The 2199-nt window shown below is 60.8% G+C and carries 2 protein-coding genes; both read right to left on the reverse strand.

The window, feature by feature from the left end:
• Nucleotides 1-150: 150 nt before the first annotated feature.
• Nucleotides 151-1289 (reverse strand): IS3 family transposase gene (locus tag NWF34_RS25145; RefSeq protein ID WP_085949120.1). Its coding sequence is split into 2 segments (ribosomal slippage): nucleotides 151-1019 and nucleotides 1019-1289, totalling 1140 coding nucleotides; the frame shifts between segments, so codons are not numbered across the junction.
• Nucleotides 1290-1497: 208 nt separating this feature from the next.
• A complete protein-coding gene (locus NWF34_RS25150; protein WP_005194688.1) occupies nucleotides 1498-1974 on the reverse strand; it encodes a PaaI family thioesterase in 477 nt (158 codons plus the stop codon).
• Between the last annotated feature and the right edge of the window lie 225 nt (nucleotides 1975-2199).

A 2199-nucleotide genomic window follows, 5' to 3' on the forward strand; every position in this document is an offset into this window, starting at 1 on the left:
TCCCGTCGCACAGTGTCCACCACCACTAGGGAGACCATGACAATGTCCGAGTCATTGCTCGACACCTATCCACACCGAATGGGCGGCCATTGCGGCTCCAGCGCGATGCGCGACTTGATGGTGAGGGGGACCCGTTTGGTGGTCCAGTCGCTATGCGGCTTGGGATTGGTGGGTCGTGGTCCACTGTAGAGCGAATTCAGCGGGGCTGAGTTCGCCGTGGGCGCTGTGGGGCCTGGCGGTGTTGTAGTCGGTCCTCCAATCCTCGGTGATCACTTGGGCTTCGAGCAGAGAATCGAAGCGCCACGAGTTGAGCAGTTCATCGCGTAGTCGACCGTTGAACGATTCGATCCAGCCGTTCTGCCATGGCGAACCGGGGTCGATGAACAAGGCTCCGGTGCCGGTGAATCGGCACCAGTCGCGTACGGCGTGGGCGACGAATTCGGGGCCGTTGTCGAACCGCACGTAGACCGGCGCCCCGCGGGTCAAAGCCAGCGTGTCAAGGACTGCGACCACTTGGTCGGCGTCGATTGACCTGCCGATCTCGATGGCCAGGCACTCTCGGGTGTACTCATCAATGATGTTGAGTAGCTTGATCGTACGACCATCAGCGAGGGTGTCGAATTGGAAGTCCATCGCCCAGATCACGTTCGGCCGGATAGGACACATCGCCCCTACGGTGACACCGACGCCGGTCAACCGCTTCTTTTTGCGGCGCTGGGGCACTCGAAGTCCTTCCTCACACCATAGTCGACGAATACGTTTGTCGTTGACCGCCCATCCGGATTTGCGTGCCATCTTCGCTGCTCGCCGCCACCCCCACCGGGGCCGGTCGGTGGAGAACCTGCGTAGCCAGGCCCTCAGCCTGGTGTCCTCGTCGTCCGCTGGTTGTGTCCTCAGGCGCATCGTCGAGCGGTGGATACCGACCACCGCACACGCCCGACGCTGAGACACCCCGAACCGTTCTTGCAGCACCGTCACGGCGCGGCGTTTACGGTTCGGGGTCAAAAGTTTCCCGACGACAGGTCCTTGAGCATGTCAATGTCGAGGGCCTGGTTGGCCACGAGCTTCTTGAGTCGGGCGTTCTCCGCCTCGAGTTCTTTGAGCCGCTTGGCGTCATCAGCTTTCATGCCGCCGTACTGGGCCAGCCAGCGATGCCACGTGGACTCCGCGACTTCGAGGTGCCGGCACACCTCGTCGAGTTCCTGACCAGCGGCGAGGAGCATATTGCCCTCGGCGAGCTTGCGGATGATCTGCTCCGGCGTGTGCCGGCGGCGCTTGTTCGATGTCATGACGTCGTTGATTCTTCCTGCTCGAACAATCGAGCAACAGAGTCCCACAACGACTGGACCACCCAGGAGGGCTCACCTCACAAGCTAAGCGCTCGGTTCACGGGGAGGGCGGTAAGGCGCTGCGAATGGGTTAGATACGTCTCGCCCTCAGGGTTGATGCAGCCTTGCTGTATCGGGTAACACCAGATGCAGGCGCGGTTACGGTATTCTAGTCGGCTTGAAGGAATCGAGTAATCAGGTCTGTGGCGGCGTCCGGGTCTCCGTGGTTCTGAAAGTGACTTAAGTCAACTTTCACGAACACGGCGTTCGCGGTGAAATACGCTTTCTTGCCTACTGTGCCGACCGCTTTGATGGAGAGTGCCCGAGCGGTGTTATCGACGACCGTGGCGACGAGGTGCACGGGTGTGTGCAGTGGCACTGGGTGTCGGTACTCGACGGTGAGTGTTCGAGTGACTGCAGGTGTGCGGGCGATCCACAGGGTGAATCCCATGATGTCGTCGCAGGCTGCTGAGATGGCACCGCCATGGGCTAGGCCGGGTGCTCCTGATTGGCGTTCGTCGAAGGTTAGATCAGCGTAGACGTGGTCGTCATGCCTGTATACCTCGAGCTGGAGTCCGCTGGGGTTGTCGCTGCCACATCCCATACATGATGGCGAGTGCGCTGGTAGCCGCTGATCGAAGCCCATTGGGTGGTCCTCTCTGCGGTCCTCGTTCGGTGTTCGAGCACTCGCAGTTTCGTTCTGTTACCGACGGTATCGTTTGTGCTGTTGGTCTGGAGCGGGAAGTGGGCTGTCAACGGCCAGTTTGATGTCCCCGCTGGTGGCCAGGTAAAAGTCCCCACCCTGTGCGGGATGTTTTAGGTGGGTGGTACCTCCGTTCGGTGTGTCATGCGGTAGGAGTCGCCGTCGGTG

It is taken from the genome of Gordonia sp. GONU (assembly GCF_024733855.1).
GTDB lineage: Bacteria > Actinomycetota > Actinomycetes > Mycobacteriales > Mycobacteriaceae > Gordonia > Gordonia amicalis.